The sequence below is a fragment of the Streptomyces sp. DT2A-34 genome (assembly GCF_030499515.1).
GTDB lineage: Bacteria > Actinomycetota > Actinomycetes > Streptomycetales > Streptomycetaceae > Streptomyces.
The window spans coordinates 5,472,308-5,491,806 of the sequence record NZ_JASTWJ010000001.1; the positions used below are offsets into that span (position 1 = coordinate 5,472,308).

Consider the following 19,499-nt stretch of genomic DNA (forward strand, 5'->3'; position numbering starts at 1 on the left):
GCGGTTGCAGGGCTGTCCTTCGGTGCCGGTGCGGGTGCCGCCTTTGCCGGCGAGGGTGACTGGGACGGTCAGAACGTGACCGCGGTGGCTACCTCGACGGCCAACGCGGTGGCCACGTGGGGTGCTCCGGGCGACAAGGCGCACGCCGCCCCCGCGGCCGCGCCGGAGGCTGCCCCGCACGCCGCTCCGGAGGCCGCTCCCAAGACCGTCGCTCCGGAGTACGGCTACGGCGAGTACGCCGCTCCGACCGCGGCTCAGTAAGGAAATGCAGAGGGATCGGTGCGCGAGTTTCAGGGCACTGCGGTTGTCGTCGTGACGGCCGCGAGGCGAGTGGCTCGGTATTGGCTCGGGAACTCGCTCCACAGTCGGCCCCATAGGCATCGCCTCGCAACGTCGCGACAGGCGCATCGAATTCCCTCGGAGCACCGTGTTCAACGGTGTGCAGGACAACACCCTTAGCAAAGCAGCCCGGACGCGCAGCAGAACCCCTCAGGGTGCGCGGCCGGGCTGCAGCCAATCGTATTTCGCCCCTCTCCCAGGCTCGAGCGCGTGCCGGTCAACGGCGCAGGCGTTCGGGCCTAGATTTGCAAAGGAAGGCAGCACATGATCGGTCGACAGAGGATCGCAACCGTCTCGGGGCTGATCGGCGCTCTTGCCGTGCTCTACAGCGGTGCCGCGCCGGCGTATGCCGATGACCCCAAGGGTGACTGCACGATCTCCGAGCAGGGCGACATCGTCTGCGTCAAGAAGAGCGAGGTCATCCGCAAGGACAAGCGTGGCAAGTATGTCGTCAAGCAGAAGCAGGACTGCGAGACGATCGAGCGGCCGCGCCTCGTGTATCCCGAGGGGAACCTGTTGAACGGCGGGGACGTGAGGTCCGGGCCGGTTGTGGAGTGCTCCAACAAGACGAAGCTGCCCAAGGGGTACAAGCTGCCCAAGATCAAGTTCTGAGGGGCGACAAGGCGAATGCCGGACCGGGATTCTCCCGGCCCGGCATTTCGGCTTTCCGTGGCGGCGGTCTGCCGACAAAAGCCCGGTGCCCCGGCCTGTGTGGCCGGGGCACCGGGCGAAGGATTTGGCTTACGTCACTTGCCGACGGCGTTGCTGCAGCCCATCGACGAGCCCAGGGAGGTCTCCTGCGCGCCCGGGTTGCCCTCGCCGTTCAGCAGGTTGCCGCCCAGGCCGTTGGCGATGCCGACCTGGCCGAGGATGTCGACGTTGGCGTCGTGCGACTTGCAGGTGGTGCTCTGCAGGATGCTGAAGTTCGAGCCGCTCTTGCCGTTGCTCTTCGAGCCCCAGCCGCCCTGGTCGGCGTGTGCGGCGCCGGCGGTCAGGAGCCCGACGCTCCCGAGGGCGGCGACCAGGACGGCAGCCTTGCGAAGCTTGTGCATGTCATCTCCGGTGGAGTGGAGTGGGTGCGATCTATTTCAGATCGACTTCGTACAGTTACGGAGGCTAATAGGAAGTAATCCAAAGCAATCGGGCGGCACGCCGAATTCTGGAAAGTCTCACCGCCTTGGCCGATGGCCGGGAAATGCTGGTGGTGCGTTGAATATCGACACAAAAAGGGGGTCCCGGTACCGTGCCATGAGGCTCGGTACCGGGACCTGTTTCCCGTCATCGGCCGCCTGTGCGACCCGTCAGGCTCTTAGAAGGCGCTGTTGTTGCAGCCCATGGTCGAGCCCAGGTGGGTGTCCTGCCCGCCGGCGTTGCCCTCGCCGTTGAGGGCGTTGCCCAGCAGGCCGTTGAGGATGCCGACCTGGCCGAGGACGTCGAGGTTCAGGTCGTGCGACTTGCAGGAGGAGCTCTGCAGGACGCTGAACTTGTCCCCGCCCTTGCCGCCGTGCCCGTCGTTGCCGTGCGCGGTGGCAGTGCCGGCGCCCAGAAGTCCGACGCTGCCGAGGGCGACGACCAGGACGGCAGCCTTGCGAAGCTTGTGCATGTCATCTCCGGTGGAGTGAGGTGGGTGCGATCCGTGAAAGATCGACTTCGTACTGTTATGAGAGTTAATACGAAGTATCCGTAAATGTCCCGACGACGCGCCGGGATTGCGTGTTCTCATGACGGAAGCACCCAAAAGCCGCATCGCGCGCGAGTCGTGCGCGATGCGGGCAGGCCTCGCACTGCCCTGTTGATCGGCTGCCGTGTTGTCTGCTCAGGCGGACGGCCGGACTCGCTGCCCCCGGGGCAACGGTGCGTCCGGCGCGGCCCGCTGAACCTTCGTCGGATCCGCTCGCACGCGCTAGCTGACGGAGCGGGCGCTGGAGACGGCGTTCGCCTGGCTGTTGGCCTGGCGGCAGTCGATGCCACGGTTCTCGGCGGCGGCGAGTACGGCGACCGGGACGGCGGCGTTGAGCAGGGACTGCGGGCTGCACTCCTGGTACGGGCGGAAGAGGTTGGAGTTGTGCAGCGGGGCTTCCTGCGAGGCCGGCTGAGGGGAGATCTGCGGGTTGAGCTGCGGGCTCAGCTGGGGGTTGAGCTGCGGGCTGACCTCGGCACCCCGCTGGGGGGCCGGCGCCTGCCGGTACTGGGCCGGTGCGTTGGAAGTCTGGACGCTGGTCTGCGAGCGGGTCCACGTGTCGGCCCGGGCGTCCTGCCGCGGCGCGGGAGCCGGAGCGGCACCGCCGTACCCGGCGGGAGCGTCGGCGACGCTGGGGCCGACGCCGATGGCTGACAGACCACTGGCTGCTGCGACGACGAGCGCGACCTGGTGAAGCTTGCGCATGGAACCTCGGCCCTTCATTGACCTGTGCATGGAACGTATGGAAATGCGATGAGTCGGTGCAGCTTTAGCTTTTCTGCGCCCTACGGCTGCGATGGGCCATCGCTCTGGCCCTGTGCGGAACGAGATAAGTGCGGGTCCGGTCACGTGAGCCGGGGTGCGGTCACCCATTCGCTTTCGTTGACGGGGTGACAGGTCCGTAGAGCCGGTTATCCGACCGATGGCAATGGAGTGACGGGTTTTTGCATCCCGTGTCCTGGCCGGACAAATGTCGTTGCCAGCTGAGAGAGGGCAGCGATCAGGAATCAGAGAGAGGGCGACGGGATCTGCTGCCGGCTCCGGCGTGAAGTCCACATGACAGCTCAGGCATTACCCCTGTAAGGGCGCAGTACGAATATCAGACTGAGCGCACGCAAGATTGCACTGAAATACAACGGATTTCCCTGCACAGGTAATGAAGGGCCGAGGGTTCCATGCGCAAGCTTCACAAGGCCGCGCTCGTTGTAGCGGCGGCCGGCGGTCTGACCGCCATCGGCGCCGGCGTCAGCGAGGCCGCCGACTACTATCCCGCCGGGTACAACGGTGCCCCGGCGCCCGCTCCCGGGTACCCGCCTCAGTACGCCCCAGCGCCCGCCCCCTATTACGCGCCGCCCCAGTACGCGGCCCCGGCGCCCGCTCCGCAGTACGCGCCGCCCCAGTACGCCCCGGCGCCCGCTCCCCAGTACGCGCCGCCCCAGTACGCGGCCCCCGCCCCTCAGTACCAGCCGCCTCAGCAGGCCGTCGCCGAGGCCCGTTCAACCGGCACCGCCCAGGCCACGGGGCCGCAGCACCACTCGCAGCCCGCGCCTCACTACCAGCCCCCGGCGCCTGCCCCCGCCCCCGCCCCCGCCCCCGCCCCCGCCCCTGCCCCCGCTCCGGCCCCGGCGCCCGCTCCGGCGCCCGCCCCGCAGCACCAGGCCGGCTACGCCTCCGCCTCGGCCGCTTCGGGTGGCGCCGCGGAAGCCTCCAGCCAGCCGCGCGCCCAGGCCGCCCCGCAGCAGTCGCCGGTGTCGCAGGTCGTACCGCAGGTCACCCCGCAGACGGCGCCCCAGGTCATGCCGCAGGTCGCTCCGCAGGTCAACGCGCCTCAGGTCTTCAACCCGGAGCCCCCGCCGCGTGTCGCGCCGCAGGTGAACCCGCAGGTCAACCCCCAGGTGAACCCGCTCATCAACCCGCTGCTCTCGCCGGCGAGCGCGCCGCAGGTTCCCGGGCTCGGCCTCGGACAGGTCGCGGCGCCTCCCGTGGGCCAGTTGGGGCTGCCCCGCCTCGGCTGAGGGCTCTTCCGCAAGTGTCCATCCTCCCAACTTGATCTGCTGCACAGCACATCTGCTCGACCAACGGAGAAGAAATGCACAAGCTTCAGAAGGTCGCCTTCCTGGGCGCCGTCCTCGGCAGTGTCGGTTCCCTCGGCGTGGGCACCGCCTTCGCCCACGGTGAGGCGGGCGCCCACGACCTCGACATCACGCAGGGCATCGAGTGCCGCTCGCACGACATGAACATCGACGTCCTCGGCAGCCTCGGCGTCCTCAACGGCGCGGTGGCCAACGCGCTCAACGGCGAAGGCTCGCCGGGTGCGCAGCCCAGCCACCTCGGTTCGGACATGGGCTGCAACAGCGCGGTCAAGTAGTCCGTGTGAAGCGTTAGGTCCGACGCCCGCTCCACCACGGGGCGGGCGTCGGACTGTCGGGTCGGAGCTCGTCGGCGGCGGACAGCAAAGGAAGAGGATGGCGACGTATGGCATGAGACTGTCCTGTGCCGAGGAGATGCTGCTGCTCAACGGGTGTCCGGGAGTCATCGGACTGGCGGCGGTCTTCTCCGGTGAGCAGCCCGATGTGGACCGGGTGCGGGCGCGCGTCGTCGAGCGGTGGACGGGCCTGGAGCGGATGAACCGCGTGCTCGACCCTTCACCGGGCATGGGCGGGACGGCACGGCCGGGGCGTGTGCGGTGGGTCGTGCCGGGGCCGTTCGATCCGGCCGTGCATGTCACCGTGGCCCGTCACAAGTTGGACGACCTGTGGGCGCAGAGCGTGGACCGGCCGCTCGTCGGCGGTGTGCCGCCGTGGCGGCTCTTCGTGGTCCCGGACGCGGCGCACGGCGGTGACTTCGCGCTGGCGCTCGTGGCCCAGCATGTGCTGCTGGACGGGCGCTCCCTGGCGACGCTGATGCGCTTGTTGACGGACAGCCCCGTGGAAGCGAGGGAGTCGGGCCGGTCGGCGCCGCTGTCGCGTACCGGGCCGCGGGCGGCGGGCAGGGAGCTCAGGGCGATGGCGGCCGCCGGACAGGCCCTTCCGATGCGGCCGTCCGAGCGGACGTATCCCTCGGTCGCGGTGAGCGAACTGCCCGCGCACACGGTCCGATCCGCGCGCCGGCAGCCGGCCGACGGCCGGGGCGCGACGTTGAACGAGCTGCTCGTGGGCGCGGTGGCCGGGGCGCTGCGGGCCCAGTACGGGTCGGTGCGGCGGTGGCGGCAGCGGGACGAGCCCGTGTACACGGCCGTACCGTGTGACCTGCGCACCCGGGCGAATCCGAGGGAACTCGGGAACACGCTCACGGTCGTTCGGGTTCCGTTGCCCGTCGACGTGGACGGTGCCGTGGCGCGGCTGCGGGCGTGTCAGGCCGCGATGGCCACCGTCCCGGAGCGGGCCGCGGCGCACGCCACCGTGCTGTTCCCCGCGGCGGAAGCGGTACGCCGGACGGGCCCCTGGGTGACCAGGCTGCTGACCGACCGCGGCCGCCACTCCTGCTTCGCGGCGACCGCGACCACGGCCATGAAGTGGCCCGGCGGATCGAGCACCTTCCAGGGCCGGCAGCTGGTGCGCACGGTCGGGCTGCCGCCCCTGCAGCACCCGGGCACGGTCAGCTTCGCCCTGGCGCAGGCGGGGGAGGCGTTCACGCTCACCGCGGTGTGCAACCTGCGCCCGAACGACGCGGGACGGCTCGCCGACGCGGTCGTCACGGAGTTCGAGACATGGGCCCGCACGGCGACGCCGTCGGTGTGAGTCGGCCCTGACGGCACCAGGAGATGGAGGCAGTTGCATGGATGTGGAACACGGCGACGTATGGGAAGCGCTGCGCCCGCTGTGCGCGCGGGTGATGTCGGTGCCACCGGAGGCGGTCGTGCCGCAGGCCCGGCTGGTGGCCGATCTGGGAGCCGACAGCCTGGACATCACCGAACTGGAAGTGGCGTCGGAGGAGTTGTTCGGCGTGTCCCTGAAAGGGACCGACAAGGCCGGAGTGTCCACCGTGGGTGATGTGGCCGACCTCATCGTGAGGCTGCGCACCCATGCCGCCCGCAGCCCCCTCGCCCGATGACCGGCCGACCCGCTGTCGCCGTCACCGGCCTGGGAGTGCGGTGCGCCGCCGGTGCGAGTCCGGCAGCGCTGTGGGAGAGCCTGGCGGAGTGCCGTTCGGCGACGTCGCTGCATGTGTTCGACGACGAGGGCGCCGTCGTGTACCCGGCGTGTGCGATGCCCGACTTCGACCCGAGCGGCTATCTGTCGCCCAAGGAGGTGCGGCGGGCGGACCGTTCGGTGCAGCTGGCCGTGTGCGCGGCCGCGGACGCCGTGGAGGACGCCGGAGGACTGCACGTCGGTCCCGGCCGGCGGGCGGTGGTCACCGGCACCGGCTACGGCGGTGTGATCAGTCAGGAGAACGGCATCGGGCATCCCGATGTGCTGTACGCGCCTCGGCTGATGCACAACGCGGGGGCGTACTGGATCAGTGCCCGGCTCGGGATCACCGGTCCGAGTCTGACGGTGTCCACCGCGTGTGCCTCCGGGACGCATGCGGTGGGTGAGGCGATGCAGATGATCCGGGCGGGGTGTGCGGACGTGGTGGTGGCGGGAGGCCATGACAGTCCCCTGACGCCCACGACCGCGCTGGCCTTCGGGCGGGCCGGTGCGATGGTCACCGAGTGCGAGGACCCCGCTGCCGCGTCACGGCCGTTCGACGCCGGGCGGCGGGGGTTCGTCCTCGCCGAAGGGGCGGCGTTCCTGGTGCTGGAACGGCTGGACCTCGCCCGCGCGCGGGGCGCCCGGATCTACGCCACCCTGACCGGATACGGCCGTACCTCCGACGCCCACCACCTCACGGCACCGCATCCCGACGGTCTCGGTGCCCGGGCGTGCATGGAGCAGGCGCTCGCCGACGCCGGCACGACCGCCGAGGCCGTCACCCATGTCAACGCGCACGGCACCGGCACCGAGCTGAACGACCTCGCGGAAGCGCAGGCGATCACCGCCGTGTTCGGGCCCCGTGCGGTGCCGGTCACCGCCCCCAAGGCCGTGACCGGGCACGGGTTGGGGCTGGCGGGGGCGCTGGAAGCCGTGATCACGGCGTGGTCCGTGCATGAGGGACTCGCGCCTCCGACGGCTCATCTCACGCGGCTGGACCCACGATGCGAACTCGATGTGGTCACCGCCGAGCCGCGCAAGATCCCGGACGGGCCGGTGATCAGCAACAGCTTCGCCTTCGGCGGCCACAACGCCTGTGTCGTGTTCGATTCACCCCACGCCTGATCACGGGAGGCGGGTACGCAGGGGGCTTGGGAACGAGAGGCTGGGACATGAGGCTGACGGCCATCGAGGAAGGGCACCTCCGCAACGGAATGCCGGGGACGATCGGCATCGCGGCGGTGTTTCCCGGAGGGCCGTTCGACCTGGCACAGGTACGGTCCCGGGTACGTGACCGGTGGGGCGGACTGGACCGGATGAGCCTGGTCCTCCAGCCCCCCTCCGGGCCGGCGGCGCTGTCGGGCCACCGGTGGTCGGCCGCCCGGCCGTTCGATCCCGCCGCGCACATCACCGCCACGGACCAGGACCTGGAGTCCCTGCTCACCGACGGTGTCAGTCACCGGCTGCCGGCCGAACGGCCCCTGTGGCGGCTGCTGGTCACGCGGCAGGCCATCGTGCTGCTCGCCCATCACGCGTTGCTGGACGGCAGGTCCCTGGAGACCCTCTTCCGGCTGCTGATGGACGACGCCGTACCGCCGGGGCCACTCGGACAGGGCGCGGCACACCCGCTGGCCAGGGGGCGGCAGCGCCCTGCCGTCGGTCCCGCCGCCGTGTGCGGGGAGTTGCGCCGCATCGCGGTCCTGGGCCAGCCCCTTCCGCCGGCTCCCCTTGGCGAACCGCGGCCGTCGGTGGCCGTGGTCGAGCTCGACCCGCAGGTCATGCGCACGGCCCGCCGGCAGCCGGTCGACGGGCGCGGATCGACACTCAACGAGCTGCTGCTGAGCACGTACGCCGGTGCCCTGCGCGCCTGTCACGGGCCCCTGCGGTCCTGGCCGAAGGGACCGACGCCGTTCTACGCCACGGTGCCGGTCGACCTGCGGACCCGCGACAACGCCCATCACCTCGGCAACGGCGTCACCGCGCTGCGCATGGCGCTGCCCGTCGACCTCGAATCCCCGGTGGCGCGTCTGCGGGCGTGCCAGGACGAGGTCGTGGCGTTCGACGGACGCTGTGACGCCCACCGCGCGATCCTTCCCCCGTTGGTGGCCATCGCCCGTACCGTGCCGTGGCTGGCCGGGGTGATGGCCAAGCGCCTGGCGCGTCCCGAGCTGACCACGAGTCTGTGCACCGCTTTCAAGTGGCGGGACAACCCCAGCCACTTGCACGGTCGTCCGCTGGCGCGCATCGTCCCCCTGCCGCAGCTCTCCCCGCCGGGCACGGCGAACCTCTGCCTCGTCCACACCGCCGACGCCTACACCCTCACCGTCGTCAGCCATCTGCGTGGGGGTGACGCCGGGACGATCGGGGAGGCCGTGGAGCGGGAACTGAAGGCGGTCGCGGCGTCAGATCCGTTCTGACCCGGGCTTTCGCATGTCCTGGCTCGCGGTCCTGGTCAGTTCGGGGCGGGACAGGACGTCGGTGCTGTCGAGGAACTGGTCCACCGCGCCGACGAGCGGCAGATCGCGCAGTACCGGGTCGGTGATGCGGGCGGTGAGGGCCTCGGTGAAGCGGTCGGCGCGCAGGACCTGGAAGGGGCGGGAGTGGTACGGGCGCGTGGTGGGGTCGACGCGGTCGGTCAGGGCGAGCTCGTTGTGCAGGTGCGCGACGATGTCGTACGCGTGGGCGAGGTGCTGTTCGCGGGTGTGCCAGTCGGTGGCGGCGAGCGCGGCCGTGAGGTCGGGGGTCAGGCGGGGGCCGACGCGGGTGCGGGCGAAGGCTCCCCCACTGCCTTAAGGGCGTGGGGGCACCCCCAGCCCAGCCACTTGCCGTACGGCGGGTAACGGCGGTCCATCAGGAGGCAGAGCCGCATCAGGTCGCGGACCAGGCGGGCGGCGGTGACGGCGGAGCCCAGTTCGTCGCCGACCTCGCCCGAGCGGCCCACGAAGGCCTCCTCCTGCGCGATGCGCTGCCACTGGCAGGCCAGGACGTACAGCCAGACGTCGTGCGGATACCAGCGCAGCGCGCGGCGTAAGGGGGTGAGGGTGTGCAGGCCGTCGTGGAAGACGGCGCCCGCGGTGACCTCGGCGAGGAGCTGGGTGGGGGTGGCCAGCCAGTCGGCCGGGGTGATGCCCTGCGCCGGGTCGAAGCCGAGGGTGTCGGTGAACCAGGTGGAGGTGCCGGTGACTTCGACGCGGTGGTGGACGGGGCCGTCGGTGAGCCGCATGACGCGGATGTCGCGACTCTCGCCGGTCGGGGCGAAGTTCGTCGGGTGGCCGAGGAACGTCTTCGGGAGGCGTTCGGCGAGTACGTGTCTGATGCGGGCGGCGTGGCGGGACACGTCGTGGCGGCGGAGGAAGACCTGTAGGCGCGGGCCCCATTCATGGTCGGCGGAGCGCGGGGTGTCGTAGCCGAGGACCTCGGAGCCGCTGCCCATGCGGGCGGCGGAGTGGGGGATTTTGGGGGCGGCCTCCTCCAGCAACGGGCGTACGGCGTCGGTGTAGAAGCGGCGGGCGAGTTCGAGGCCGGGGATGAAGTCGGGCTCAGGGCCGGGGGTGTTCGTGCGGTGCATATGCGTGGGGCTCATGCCAGGGTGCCGTGCCCATTCGGTGGTGTGTCATGCGCAGGACGTTCACACCGTCCCGCGCTCCGGTGCGGTGCCCAGTTCGGCGAGCGCCTCGTCCGTCAGGCGGTAGACCGTCCACTCGTCCTGGGGGCGGGCGCCGAGGGCCTCGTAGAAGGCGATGGACGGGGTGTTCCAGTTCAGTACGGACCACTCCAGGCGCTGGTAGCCGCGCTCCACGCACAGCCGGGCCAGTTCGGCGAGCAGGGCCTTGCCGTGGCCGGCGCCGCGGGCGGTGGGGCGGACGTAGAGGTCCTCCAGGTAGATGCCGTGGACGCCGCGCCAGGTGGAGAAGTTGAGGAACCAGATCGCGCAGCCGACGGTCTCGCCGGTCGTGTCGTCGGCCGCGATGTGCGCGTAGGCGGCCGGGCGGTCGCCGAAGAGGGCGTCGTGGAGCTGTTCGGGGGTGGCCTTCGCCTCGTGCGGGGCCTTTTCGTACTCGGCGAGTTCGCGGATCAGGGTGTGCAGGGCGGGGATGTCGGCGGGGGTGGCGGGGCGAATCATGGGGTGAGGCTAGCCGGGGTGGTTCCTCAGGCGCCTGGCGATTTCCAGTTGGCGCTCCTGAAGCGGGCGGCCGTCCTCGATGTCCCAGAGGCAGTTCTGCAGGAGTCGGCCGTACGTCCATGCACGCGCGCGTGCCCGGCCCAGGCCGAGTACGTCGGTCATGGCGTCGAAGCGCCAGCGGACGTCGTCGGCGTCGAAGCGGTTGTCGAGGGCGGGCCACAGCTCGAAGCCGGGGTCACCGGCGAGGGGCTTGGGGTCGATGGCGAGCCAGGGGGCGCGCACGCAGGCGAGGACGTTCTCGTCGTGCAGGTCCCAGTGCAGGAGGCGGTCGCCGGGCTCGTCGACGACTTCCCGTACGGCGGCGGCGCAGTCGGCGACGATACGGCGGGCCTGCGGGTCCGGGATGTGCTCCAGGGCCCACGGCGCCTGCTCCAGCATGTCCTGCGCGATGTCGCCGAGGCGGCGCAGGCCGGTGGGGGCGGGGAAGGACGTGAGGTGGGCCAGCAGGCCGGCGATGACCAGGACGGACTCGTGCGGGTCGGGGTGGTGCGCGAGCATGCGGGACGAGTCGAGGCGTTCGAGGAGCATGGTGCCGGTGGGCTCGTCGTGGTCGAGGAGTCGCACCGCCCCGTCGCCGTCCCACACGCGCAGGGCGACCGGCTCGCCCTCGCTCTCCTCGTCGAGGAGTTGCAGCTTCAGGACGGCCGGGGTGCCGTCGCGCCGGAGGACGGGCAGGACCAGGGCGGCGACTCCGTGCATCGGCCGTCCGTCGAGCGTCAGCTCCCAGTGGTCGAGGAAGTCGGCCGTCAGGTCCGGGAGTCCGGCGATGAAGGCGCGGCCCGCCTCCCCGTTGTACTCCTGCTGTGATGCGGCGAGCTCCTGCGGAATGTCGATCACCTTGTGACCGTACCGGGGTGGGGGAATCGGCTCACTCGAATTAACGTCCTCGCATGAGCAGCTCGGTGAGTGGTGCCGTGAACGGCGGCATCTCCTTCTGGTACGCGGACGACGGCCTCCCTGAGGTGCGTGAGCCGCTCGCGGGGGACGCCTCCGCGGACGTGGTGATCGTGGGCGGTGGGTACACGGGACTGTGGACCGCGTACTACCTGAAGAAGGCGGTCCCCTTCCTCCGTATCACCGTCCTGGAGCAGAAGTTCTGCGGGTACGGAGCCTCGGGGCGCAACGGCGGCTGGCTGTACAACGGCATCGCGGGGCGCGACCGGTACGCGAAACTGCACGGCCACGAGGCCGCCGTACGGCTGCAGCGGGCCATGAACGACACCGTCGACGAGGTCGTACGGGCCGCCGGGGAAGAGGGCATCGACGCCGATGTCCACAAGGGCGGTGTCCTCGAAGTAGCCCGCACTCCCGCCCAGTTGGCTCGGCTGAAGGCCTTCCACGAGCACGAGCTGTCGTACGGCGAGAAGGACCGCGAGCTGTTCGGCGCCCGCGAGACCGCCGAGCGCGTCAAGGTCGCGGACGCGGTCGGTTCGAGCTGGACGCCGCACGGGGCGCGGGTGCACCCGGTGAAGCTGGTGAAGGGCCTCGCGGCGGCCGTGGCGGCGCTCGGGGTCACGATCCACGAGCTGACGCCGGTGACGGAGATCCGGCCCAAGCACGCCGTCACGCCTTACGGCACCGTCCGCGCGCCCTATGTCCTGCGCTGCACCGAGGGGTTCACCGCCGCCCTGAAGGGGCAGCAGCGGACCTGGCTGCCCATGAACTCCTCGATGATCGCCACCGAGCCGCTGACCGAGGAGCAGTGGGAGTCGGTGGGCTGGGGCGGGCGCGAGACGCTGGGCGACATGGCGCACGCCTACATGTACGCGCAGCGCACCGCCGATGGGCGGATCGCGCTGGGCGGGCGCGGGGTGCCGTACCGCTTCGGGTCGCGGACCGACAACGACGGGCGCACGCAGGAGGCGACGGTCGAGGCGCTGCGGGAGATCCTCGTGCGGTTCTTCCCACAGCTGGCCCCGGTCCGGATCGGGCACGCCTGGTCGGGGGTGCTGGGCGTGCCGCGCGACTGGTGCGCGACGGTCACCCTGGACCGGTCGACGGGGCTCGGCTGGGCGGGTGGTTACGTCGGTTCCGGCGTCGCCACCGCCAACCTGGCGGCCCGGACGCTGCGGGACCTGGTGCAGCAGGACTCGGGCCAGGGCGGGCGCACCGAGCTGACCGAGCTGCCGTGGGTCGGCCACAAGGTGCGCAAGTGGGAGCCGGAGCCGCTGCGGTGGCTCGGGGTGCACGGGCTGTACGCCACGTACCGGGCCGCGGACCGGCGGGAGCACCTCACCCACAGCGCCGAGTCGGCGCGGCTGGCGCGGATCGCCGACCGGGTGGCCGGGCGGCACTGAAACTTTCGTCCCTGGAATCTCATGAGGGCGTTGTCGGACCCCTGTGCGACTATCGCCTCGACGACCAGTGATCCAGGGGGGATTCCATGTCCGACGACGACTTCTGTCCGCGTGCGAGACGCAGGCGGCGGGCCGTGATTCCGGCCGTGTTCGCCGCCGTCGTCTCGCTGTTCGCCTCGACTCTGGCCCTGACCGGGGCGAGCCCCGCCGTCGCCGCGGACGAGGAGTGCGCGCCGCTCGCGCTCGCGTCCTTCGGTGATCCGGGGGACGCCGTCGGCAAGGCGACCGTCGCACCCGACTCGAGCGTCTGCTACACCGTCACCGTCGAGACGCCGGGCCTGTATCTGGCACCGGCGCTGGACGACAGCAGCAACACCATGACCAGGCAGCTGCTCGCCGCCGACGGCAGCGAGGTGGACTGCTACGGCGACGGGTACGCCACGCACGGCATGTGCGCGGTGCCCGCGGCCGGCACCTACACGCTGAAGGTGCTCAACAACGACTGGCAGGACAAGGCCGGCTCCGTCACCTTCGTGCCGCTCGGCTCGACCCAGGGCTGCGCGGACCCCGTCGGCACCGACTGGGACCAGCCGGACGTCACCCGGACGACCGTGAGCCGAGTGGAGGTCGACTGCCAGCCCTTCGAGGGCGCGCGCGGCGACCGGGTCCGGCTGACCTACGGCACGAAGGCGTACGGCGACTCCCTCGCCTGGATCACCGACGCGACCGGCAAGCGGATCTGCGAGCAGTTCCCGGCGAACGACGAGGACAGCTGTGTGCTGCCCGGCGACGGCCCCTACCGGGTGATCTCCACGGTCTCGCGCGCGGAGAACGGCTTCCCCGCCGAGTACGCGGTGAAGGCGCGCCGGCTCAGCGACCCGCAGGGCTGCACCACCGCCCCGGTCCGCGCGTACGGCCCGCTGGAGCGGCAGGACCTCACCACCAACCCGTGCTTCACCTTCACCGCCGGTGCGGCGGGCCCGTACACCGTGCACTCCGTGAGCGAGGACCGGCAGGTCGGGGTGGCCCGGGTGTACGACGCGGCCGGGCTGAGCGTGTGCCGGTACGGGGCCGACCCGTGCCGGATCAAGACGCCGGGCACCTACACCGCTGTGCTCGACGACGGCACGTATCCCTTCCGTGACACGCGCGCCGGGCTGGTCGTCCTCGACCGTGCCTCCGACGCCGGATGCGTGGCGGCCGGGACGGGCCTGCACAAGGGCGAGCTGAGCGCGGTCGGTCAGTACGACTGCCTGGCGCTGGACGCCCCGCAAGGCGCCCGGATCGCCGCGCTCACCTCGCTCTCCTCGGCCGGGCTCACCCCCGAGGTGGAGGTCCTGGACCGGGCCGGCACCCCGCAGTGCGACGAGGACAAGCTGAAGGGCGGCGACTGCGCGCTCACCGGCGAGGCCCCCTACCGGGCGCTGGTGCACACCGACGACGACGGGGACACGGCGACCGGCGCCTACGCGGTGGCCTTCCACCGCACCGACGTCGCGCAGGGCTGCCCCGTCCTGCCCGCCGGAAGTTTCGCAGCGGACGGCAAGAAGGCCACGCTGACCACCGGCGACGGCGTCTTCTCGCACTGCCTGGGCATCCCGGCGGACGCGCACACGGACGCCGAGATCTTCCAGCTGATCGCCACCGCCGGGACCGCCTCCGCGGAGTTCTCGGTGCTGGACTCCGACGGCAAGCGGGTCTGCGAGCGCTACGCCACCACCAACGGCTGGACGATCTGCTCCCTGACCCCGGGCAAGGCCCATACCGTGCTGGTGACCGGCCGCGACGAGGCCGCCACCTACACCCTGACCCGGCGGGACGTCACCGCGAGCGCCTCCTCGGCGGGCTGCGTGAAGACCGCGGCCGCCAAGGTCGGCGGACCCTCCGTGAAGAGCGCGTACGGCGACCCCGGCACCCTCGACTGCCGGCAGGTGACCACCGCCGCGGACACCGACATCGTGCACGTCAACGTGCGGGACGCCCTCGGCACCGCCAACTCCGCGGTCGTCGCCGGGGACGGCCGCGTGGAGTGCTCCTTCCGCAACACCTCTTGCGCGGTCACCGGGTCCACCACCCACCAGGTCCTCGTGCAGACCCCGGCCAACCTCAAGGCCGCGCCCGAGTACCGCCTGGACGCCCTGCGCGTCGCGACCGCCGACGGGCCCGCGCCGGAGTGCGTCAAGGTGCCGTCGGTGGCGTACGGGTACGGGCCGATCACCGGCACGCTGGACGAGTCGCACACCGCGGTGTGCGCGGCGCTGCCGACCGCCGGGTTCGACCGCTTCGAGACCGACATCAAGGACACGGCCGGCGCCACCAGCACGGCGGTGCCGGTGCTGTACAACACGTCGACCTGGGCCAACGGCTGCACGCACTACATCCCGGAGGGCTACGACTGCGACGCGCTCGGCTCGTCCCAGCAGAGCACGCCGACGCTGTTCCTGCTGGGCCTGCCCGAGAAGGCGTCCACGACGGCCTACAGCGCCAAGCTGACCTGCACGTCCGCGCCGTGCGGCACCGAGGAGACGGCCGTCACCGCGGTCAGCCCCGACACCGGGGCCGCAGGCGGCAAGGTGAGGCTCACGGTCACCGGGACCGCGCTCGGCCCGGACGTCACCGTCCGGATCAGCCAGGCCGGGAAGACGATCACGGCGGCGGCCGACTCGGTCTCCGCGGACAACCGGACGGTGACCGCGACCCTCGATCTGACCGGCGCGGCCATCGGCACCTGGAACATCAGCGTGCTCACGCGCGGCTGGGAGTTCCCGCGCGGCACCTTCACCGTGACCCCCCAGCCCGAGCTGGAGAACACGGTGGCCCCCAAGGTGACCGGCACCGCCAAGACGGGTGCCAAGGTCACGGCCACGACCGGGAGCTGGTCGGCGACCCCGTCGTCGTACACGTACCAGTGGAAGGCGAACGGGACGGCGATCAGCGGGGCGACGGCGTCGACGTACAGCGTCCCCGCCGCGATGGTCGGCAAGAAGCTCACCGTGACCGTGACCGCGGTCAAGTCGGGCTGGGTGAGCGGGTCGGCGACCTCGGCGGCGGTGACCGTGGCCAAGGGGGACGCGCCCAAGGCGACCAAGCTGCCGGTGATCAGCGGGACGGTGAAGGTCGGCAGGACGCTGAAGACGTCCAAGGGGACCTGGTCTCCGGCGGCGACGTCGTTCGCGTACCAGTGGTACGCGAACGGCAGGGCGATCAGCGGGGCGACCAAGTCGTCGCTGGTGCTGAAGTCGGCGCAGAAGGGCAAGAAGATCACCGTGAAGGTGATCGCGCACCGTACGGGTCACAAGGACGGGTCGGCGCTGAGCAAGGCGACGAAGGCGGTCGCCGGCTGATCGTCGCCGCGAGGGCCGGCCGGCCCTCGCGCAGGGGTGGGGGAGGGGCTCCGCGGTTCGGCGGGGCCCCTTCCCCCGTTGGTGGAGGCCGTGGCGTGAAAGTCACGCCATCTCACGAGGCGACGGTTCCAGCACCACCTTTCCGGTGGTTCCGCGGGTTTCGAGGGCGCGATGGGCGGCCGCCGCCTCGGCGAGCGGGAAGCGCTGGACGGCCGGGATGAGGCGGCCCGTGGCGGCTTCGGTGAGGGCGCGCAGTTCGAGGGTGCGTACGGGGTTGGGGCCTCCGGTCTTCCGCATCATCACGGGGCCGAGGACCTGCTCGGACACGCCGTCGACGAAGTAAGGCCTGCCGTCGTGCTGCCCTGCACCGGCCCAGCCGAAGACGAGGTGCCGGCCGCCCGGCCCGAGCAGGGCGACGCACTCGCGGGCGACGTCGCCTCCGACGCCGTCGAAGACGACGGTGGCCGGTCGCCCGCCCAGGAAGGCACGGACCTTCTCGGGCCATGCCGGGTCCGTGTAGTCGACGGCGAGGTCGGCGCCGTTCTCCCGCACGCGGGCGACCTTCTCGGGGCCTCCCGCGAGGCCGATGACGACGGAGCCGGCGTTCCTGGCGTACTGCACGAGCAGGGTGCCGATGCCGCCGGCGGCCGCCGGGATCACGGCGACCGCGTCCGGGCCGAGCTCGGCGAACTGCAGGACCCCCATCGTCGTACGGCCCGTGCCGATCATGGCGACGGCCTCGGCGAAGTCGAGGTTCGCCGGGACCTCGTGGACGCGGTCCACGTCGGCGACGGCCAGCTCGGCGTAGCCGCCTGGTGCGAAGCCCAGGTGGGCGACGACGCGCTTGCCGAGCCAGAGCCCCGCGACGCCCTCGCCGAGGGCCTCGACGACGCCGGCGACCTCGCGGCCGGGAATCGTGGGCAGCGTGGGCGGCTGCGGTGCCGGGCCCTGGATGCCCTGGCGCAGGGCCGTGTCGAGGAGGTGGACACCGGCTGCTTCCACGGCGATCCGGACCTGGCCGGGGCCCGGGGCGGGGGCGTCGACCTGCTCGTAGGTGAGGTTCTCGGCCGGGCCGAAGGCGTGCAGGCGGATGGCGTGCATCGGGTCCCCCCATGGGTTGGGCCCTGTGCTGGTGAGCTGGGCCATGTGCTGGGAAGTGGTCAGGCATCCACCCCGTCGCCGGGGGGCGGCTGATGGATGCCGTGATCGATGCTCCGACCTCAAGCCTGCTTGAGGTCAAGGGCGTGCCGGCCGAGGGCCAGGGACACGGCCGTGAGCGCGCTGTTGAAGGACACCTCGGACAGCACGCCGGGGGCGGCGACCTGATCGCCCGCCAGATAGACCCCGTTGCCGCGATCGACGGCCGGGCGGTCGCGCCAGCTGGTGCCGGGCAGGTCGACGGCGCCGGTACGGCCGTTCGCCACGGACTCCCGGCGCCAGGTGACGCGTTCGCGCCAGCCGGGGAAGCCGAGGTCGAGAAGCTGCTCGGCACGGGCGATGCCGGCGGCCCTGGACTCGTGCGGGGCGAGGGGGATCTGGCCCTGGATCAGCTGTTCACCGGCCGGCGCCAGGGACCGGTCCTGCGCGGTGAACCGCTCCAGCCAACCGGTCTCGTCGAGGTCGGAGACGGCGAAGGCGTCCCCGCGCCGGGTCCGCACGGCGAGGTCGATGAGTGCCGTACGGCCGCTGGTCCACGTCAGGGAGTCGTCCTTGAGGAGGCGGCGGGCGGCGTCGAGGGAGGTGGCGACGATGACGGGCGTGCCGGTCGTCAGACTGTCGCGGTCATCGCGGTCATCGCGGTCATCGCGGTCATCGCGGTCATCGCGGTCATCGAGGTCGTCGAGGCTGTCGATTCGGGAGAGGGTCTCCATCCGCACCCCGAGATTCCAGGCCCGGGCCGCCATCCGGTCGATCATGGTCGCCCATCCGCCCCGCGGATAGTGCGCCTCCGGCGGCAGCTTGGTGGCCCGGCGCAGCCGCTCCTGCACGAACGCGGCGGACAGGGCGCCGGGGTCGTGGTGGAACAGGGCGACGGCGGAGTAGTGGGCGGCGGCACGGGCGCCCTCCTCGCCGGCGATGTCCGTGGCCCAGGTCATGAAGTCGACGTCGACGGGCGCCTGCGGCAGGCCGCGCCGCAGCAGCTTGAGCATGGCGAAGGGCGGGGTGCGGCGCAGGACACCGCGGTGCCGCAGCCGCAGCCGGGCGGCCTCCAGGGGCGGGAGCGGCGCGAGCGGCCCGATCAGGTCGCGCTGCTTGAGCCAGGCCCAGTGCGGGCCGCCGTTGTACAGGGCGTGCGGGCCTTCGTTCGTCCGGTACGGCCCCTCGGCGGTCCGTGCCCGCCCGCCGAGGGTGTGGTGGGCCTCGTACACGGTGACCTTGGCGCCCGCCTCGGCGGCGGTGATGGCCGCGGTGAGTCCGGCGAAGCCGCCGCCGATGACGGTGATGCGGTGCATGGCTGGGGTCTCCCTTGTGGTCGGGGTCGCCTTTCGTCCCTTCTCTGTGAGTAGGACGGTCCGGGGGACTCGGAATGTGACATCGGGGTGGCGGTGGGGGTGCTGGCGGGGGTGTTGGCGGGGCGGCGGGGCGGGGGTGGTGCTGTGCCGGCGCGGGGGTGGCGGGGTGTCGGCGCAGGTCAGGGGGATTGTCAGTGGTGGGGTGCAGCATGGGGGCATGGCGAGGAGAGCGATGGGTGAGGGTGGCGGTGCCGGTAGGGGCGGCAGCGCGGGCAGGGGAGGCAGCCGGGGGAGGGGCGGTGGTGCGGGCAGGGGTGCCGGTAGCGGTGGCGGTGGCGGTGGCGGTGGCGGTGGCGGTGGCGTGAAGGGTGCGCGGCGGCCCGAGGTGCGGTTGCCGCCGCTGGAGCCGTACCGGGACGGGGCGTTGGAGCCGGACGGGGACTACGACGGCCTGGAGTTCCGGGAGGAGGACCTCGGCGGACAGGACGGCGGCGGCGCCCGCTTCCTGGACTGCGCGCTGCGGGGCTGCGCCCTGGACGAGACGAGACTGCACCACGCCCGGATCCTCGACTCGGTGCTCACGGCACCGCGGGGCGTCGGTACCGATCTCGCCGAGTCGACCCTGCGTGATGTGGAGCTGGTGGACGCCCGCCTGGGCGGGGTGCAGCTGCACGGCGCCGTGCTGGAGCGGGTGCTGATCAGGGGCGGCAAGATCGACTACCTGAACATGCGCAAGGCCAAGCTCAAGGACGTCGTCTTCGAGGGCTGCGTCCTGGTCGAGCCGGACTTCGGGGGCGCCCGCCTCGAGCGGGTGGAGTTCGTGGACTGCGCGGTGAAGGGGGCGGACCTCACCGGGGTGACGCTGGCGGAGGTGGATCTGCGCAGGACGGCGGAGCTGGACATCGCGCGGGGGGTGGACCGGCTGGCCGGGGCGGTGATCAGTCCGGGCCAACTCCTGGATCTGGCACCTGTGTTGGCGGCGCAGTTGGGGATCCGGGTGGAGGGTTAGAGGTGGGTCTGCGGAAGGTCGGTGGGGCTGAGGGGCGGCGTTGGCCAATGCTGTGGACAG

General features: G+C 71.7%; 19 protein-coding genes and 1 pseudogene. 12 read left to right on the plus strand and 8 right to left on the minus strand.

The window, feature by feature from the left end:
* Positions 1-75 precede the first annotated feature (75 nt).
* Both QQM39_RS24380 and QQM39_RS24385 read left to right on the plus strand, forming a co-directional pair.
* A complete protein-coding gene (locus tag QQM39_RS24380; protein WP_301999649.1) occupies positions 76-261 on the plus strand; it encodes a hypothetical protein in 186 nt (61 codons plus the stop codon).
* Positions 262-603: 342 nt separating this feature from the next.
* Entirely contained in the window at positions 604-951 is a 348-nt protein-coding gene (locus QQM39_RS24385; protein ID WP_301999650.1) for a hypothetical protein, read from the plus strand.
* Between the two features lie 134 nt (positions 952-1,085).
* Here the strand turns inward: QQM39_RS24385 and QQM39_RS24390 are convergent, their stop codons facing one another.
* The 3 genes from QQM39_RS24390 to QQM39_RS24400 all read right to left on the minus strand — a co-directional run bounded on the left by QQM39_RS24390 (position 1,086) and on the right by QQM39_RS24400 (position 2,725).
* Positions 1,086-1,391 carry a hypothetical protein gene (locus QQM39_RS24390; protein ID WP_301999651.1) on the minus strand — a complete coding sequence of 102 codons (306 nt, stop codon included), beginning with the start codon at positions 1,389-1,391 and terminating at the stop codon, positions 1,086-1,088.
* Positions 1,392-1,648: 257 nt separating this feature from the next.
* Positions 1,649-1,942 (minus strand): hypothetical protein, encoded by a 294-nt coding sequence (locus QQM39_RS24395; RefSeq protein WP_062714161.1) that lies wholly within the window; start codon positions 1,940-1,942, stop codon positions 1,649-1,651.
* 300 nt (positions 1,943-2,242) lie between these two features.
* Positions 2,243-2,725 carry a hypothetical protein gene (locus QQM39_RS24400; protein ID WP_301999652.1) on the minus strand — a complete coding sequence of 161 codons (483 nt, stop codon included), beginning with the start codon at positions 2,723-2,725 and terminating at the stop codon, positions 2,243-2,245.
* 470 nt (positions 2,726-3,195) lie between these two features.
* Here QQM39_RS24400 and QQM39_RS24405 point away from each other — a divergent pair, with 470 nt between their 5' ends.
* From QQM39_RS24405 to QQM39_RS24430, 6 genes are all read left to right on the plus strand, one after another.
* On the plus strand, positions 3,196-4,035 hold the full coding sequence (locus tag QQM39_RS24405; protein ID WP_301999653.1) for a hypothetical protein: 840 nt from the start codon (positions 3,196-3,198) through the stop codon (positions 4,033-4,035).
* A 74-nt stretch (positions 4,036-4,109) separates the two neighbouring features.
* The gene (locus QQM39_RS24410; protein WP_301999654.1) at positions 4,110-4,388 is read left to right on the plus strand and encodes a hypothetical protein; all 279 of its coding nucleotides are present in this window, start codon (positions 4,110-4,112) and stop codon (positions 4,386-4,388) included.
* A gap of 112 nt (positions 4,389-4,500) precedes the next feature.
* Complete coding sequence (locus QQM39_RS24415; protein ID WP_301999655.1) at positions 4,501-5,760, plus strand: WS/DGAT domain-containing protein; 1,260 nt, start codon at positions 4,501-4,503, stop codon at positions 5,758-5,760.
* A 37-nt stretch (positions 5,761-5,797) separates the two neighbouring features.
* Positions 5,798-6,073, plus strand: a complete 276-nt coding sequence (locus QQM39_RS24420; protein ID WP_274240279.1) for an acyl carrier protein — start codon at positions 5,798-5,800, stop codon at positions 6,071-6,073.
* Positions 6,070-7,278, plus strand: coding sequence for a beta-ketoacyl synthase (locus QQM39_RS24425; RefSeq protein ID WP_301999656.1), 1,209 nt, complete (start codon positions 6,070-6,072; stop codon positions 7,276-7,278). Before QQM39_RS24420 ends, QQM39_RS24425 begins: the two co-directional genes overlap by 4 nt.
* Positions 7,279-7,325: 47 nt before the next feature.
* A complete protein-coding gene (locus QQM39_RS24430; protein WP_301999657.1) occupies positions 7,326-8,570 on the plus strand; it encodes a wax ester/triacylglycerol synthase domain-containing protein in 1,245 nt (414 codons plus the stop codon).
* On the opposite strand, the pseudogene QQM39_RS24435 reads toward QQM39_RS24430, so the two are convergent.
* The 3 genes and pseudogenes from QQM39_RS24435 to QQM39_RS24445 all read right to left on the minus strand — a co-directional run bounded on the left by QQM39_RS24435 (position 8,556) and on the right by QQM39_RS24445 (position 11,173).
* A pseudogene (locus QQM39_RS24435) lies at positions 8,556-9,721 on the minus strand (DUF4037 domain-containing protein). The gene QQM39_RS24430 and the pseudogene QQM39_RS24435 overlap by 15 nt on opposite strands.
* Positions 9,722-9,781: 60 nt before the next feature.
* Complete coding sequence (locus QQM39_RS24440; RefSeq protein WP_301999658.1) at positions 9,782-10,276, minus strand: GNAT family N-acetyltransferase; 495 nt, start codon at positions 10,274-10,276, stop codon at positions 9,782-9,784.
* Positions 10,277-10,285: 9 nt separating this feature from the next.
* On the minus strand, positions 10,286-11,173 hold the full coding sequence (locus QQM39_RS24445) for an aminoglycoside phosphotransferase family protein (protein WP_301999659.1): 888 nt from the start codon (positions 11,171-11,173) through the stop codon (positions 10,286-10,288).
* A 53-nt stretch (positions 11,174-11,226) separates the two neighbouring features.
* Here QQM39_RS24445 and QQM39_RS24450 point away from each other — a divergent pair, with 53 nt between their 5' ends.
* Both QQM39_RS24450 and QQM39_RS24455 read left to right on the plus strand, forming a co-directional pair.
* On the plus strand, positions 11,227-12,633 hold the full coding sequence (locus QQM39_RS24450; protein ID WP_301999660.1) for an FAD-binding oxidoreductase: 1,407 nt from the start codon (positions 11,227-11,229) through the stop codon (positions 12,631-12,633).
* 86 nt (positions 12,634-12,719) lie between these two features.
* Positions 12,720-15,977 (plus strand): IPT/TIG domain-containing protein, encoded by a 3,258-nt coding sequence (locus QQM39_RS24455; protein WP_301999661.1) that lies wholly within the window; start codon positions 12,720-12,722, stop codon positions 15,975-15,977.
* A gap of 102 nt (positions 15,978-16,079) precedes the next feature.
* Here the strand turns inward: QQM39_RS24455 and QQM39_RS24460 are convergent, their stop codons facing one another.
* Both QQM39_RS24460 and QQM39_RS24465 read right to left on the minus strand, forming a co-directional pair.
* On the minus strand, positions 16,080-17,078 hold the full coding sequence (locus QQM39_RS24460; protein WP_301999662.1) for a zinc-binding dehydrogenase: 999 nt from the start codon (positions 17,076-17,078) through the stop codon (positions 16,080-16,082).
* A 119-nt stretch (positions 17,079-17,197) separates the two neighbouring features.
* Positions 17,198-18,430, minus strand: a complete 1,233-nt coding sequence (locus tag QQM39_RS24465) for an FAD-dependent oxidoreductase (RefSeq protein ID WP_301999663.1) — start codon at positions 18,428-18,430, stop codon at positions 17,198-17,200.
* Positions 18,431-18,666: 236 nt separating this feature from the next.
* Here QQM39_RS24465 and QQM39_RS24470 point away from each other — a divergent pair, with 236 nt between their 5' ends.
* Together QQM39_RS24470 and QQM39_RS24475 are read left to right on the plus strand one after the other, a co-directional pair.
* Entirely contained in the window at positions 18,667-18,795 is a 129-nt protein-coding gene (locus QQM39_RS24470; RefSeq protein ID WP_301999664.1) for a hypothetical protein, read from the plus strand.
* Complete coding sequence (locus QQM39_RS24475) at positions 18,792-19,439, plus strand: pentapeptide repeat-containing protein (RefSeq protein ID WP_301999665.1); 648 nt, start codon at positions 18,792-18,794, stop codon at positions 19,437-19,439. Before QQM39_RS24470 ends, QQM39_RS24475 begins: the two co-directional genes overlap by 4 nt.
* Positions 19,440-19,499 lie beyond the last annotated feature (60 nt).